The organism is Bradyrhizobium sp. th-b2 (assembly GCF_000426785.1).
GTDB lineage: Bacteria > Pseudomonadota > Alphaproteobacteria > Rhizobiales > Xanthobacteraceae > Bradyrhizobium > Bradyrhizobium septentrionale.
The window spans coordinates 1-1,582 of sequence record NZ_AUGA01000240.1 but is presented as its reverse complement, the minus strand read 5'-3'; the positions used below and the strand labels follow the sequence as shown (position 1 = coordinate 1,582).

1 protein-coding gene is annotated in these 1,582 nt (G+C 58.0%); it reads left to right on the top strand.

Features of this window, described 5'->3' with window-relative positions:
* Window positions 1-1,001: 1,001 nt before the first annotated feature.
* A complete protein-coding gene (locus tag K359_RS0148000) occupies window positions 1,002-1,283 on the top strand; it encodes a hypothetical protein (RefSeq protein WP_156929153.1) in 282 nt (93 codons plus the stop codon).
* Window positions 1,284-1,582: the final 299 nt, after the last annotated feature.

Here is a 1,582-nt window from a genome sequence, read left to right as displayed (position 1 = left end):
CGTCGGTCACTTCTACATACACAATGGCGACGATTCAGCCTTCGTTTGCGAACGCGGCTGAGTTCTTCAACAGCCTGCTAGAACATAAGCTCAACCAGCAGCACTGCGCCGGCAATACTCAGAAGTACGATGATGAGAGTCCAATCGCGGTGTTCCTCCGTCATGGTCCCACCTTGAAAAGGACGGTCGCAACGCCCCGGAAAGAGCACCAAGCCGTGGTAAATTGTTCCACATCATCAAAGCGAAGAGTCAACTTCGCGGACCCCCGAAAAGAAGAGGCTACACGCCGAGGCCAAATTGTCCTCATCACGAGAAGTAGGACGCTCACCCCAACTTACGCTGACGATCAGCGCGACGAGCGATATCCCCGCTAAGCCTACAAGAAAACTCGACGCCATCAAAATCGGTCCAGAACATAATACTCACCATTACATGTCGGATCAGGAGAGCGCTTCGCGTATGTCAGTCAGCGGCAGTGTCCTATGTGGACGCTTCAAAAGAACGGGCCAGTACCTCTGGGGGCCTCTAAGCCCGAACGGACAGCATTGCGGTGGCAACGTGCATCCCTACTCTGACCGCGAGTGAGCCGTTCTCGGCGCGAGCGTGACGTGAGATCGCTACGCAAGCGGGTCCGGCCCACGGAGCCATATGCCTAGCGTTCTGTCAGCCCCATCAGAATGATTTTGGCGCGCGTCGAGACGGCTAAGTAGTGCTGCGCGGCTTTGATGGACTTGTGTCGCGCGGGATCATTCTGGCGATGTGGGATCGGCTAGTCTAGCATCCGCTGGAACCGTGCCTGCGCCACGCCTGCACTCGACGGAGACGCGTCAGGATCGCCGGCCGTTCAACGCTGATCCGCTTCTCGCTCGTCAAATCTGCCACTCCTCTTGAGGTTGCGAGCCTAAGGGAGCCGGCCCTTCCAACCTCCCACTATTGGTAGGTGCGCTTTGCGCTTAGTGGCGCAGAGTAAGCTGGGGCAGTCTCCATATCGGATTGCACACATGGCAGCAGGTTGGATGGTTTCAATTGGCTACATAGAAAGCGGCCAACTTCGGCACGTAACGTATGCGGTCGCGGTGGCTAACGCCACCGAAGCCATCAAGGCTTCACTGGATGTCGGCGCCGCCCGATTCTCATTGGATGCCGGTCTCGGCGGGGTGGCCTTGGCGAATTCTGAACTCAGTCTACAGCAACTGGATGATCTCGGCATGGTGAAAGGCGGGATTTGTTCCCTATGGGACGACACGCATGATTGGCTGATCTGGCCCCGCCAGCTCCATTAAGTTTGATCAGGGAACACGATGACTCGGCAAGGAGCGATAGTTCGCGGTCTACCGGCAATCGGGCGCGGTGTCCGCTACGGCGCGCGAGACGGTTCGGCCCGCGCGGAGTTCTCATGGGAAGGGCACGACGAGAATGACCCCGCCTGCGGTCGCCGATGGGCTATGATCGGCACCGCGGGCAGGCTCGTCGGTCACTTCTACATGCACAATGGCGACGATTCAGCCTTCGTTTGCGAACGCGGCTGAGTTCTTCAACAGCCTGCTAGTCTGACTGAGTCACAAAACCGCCGGCCAGAATC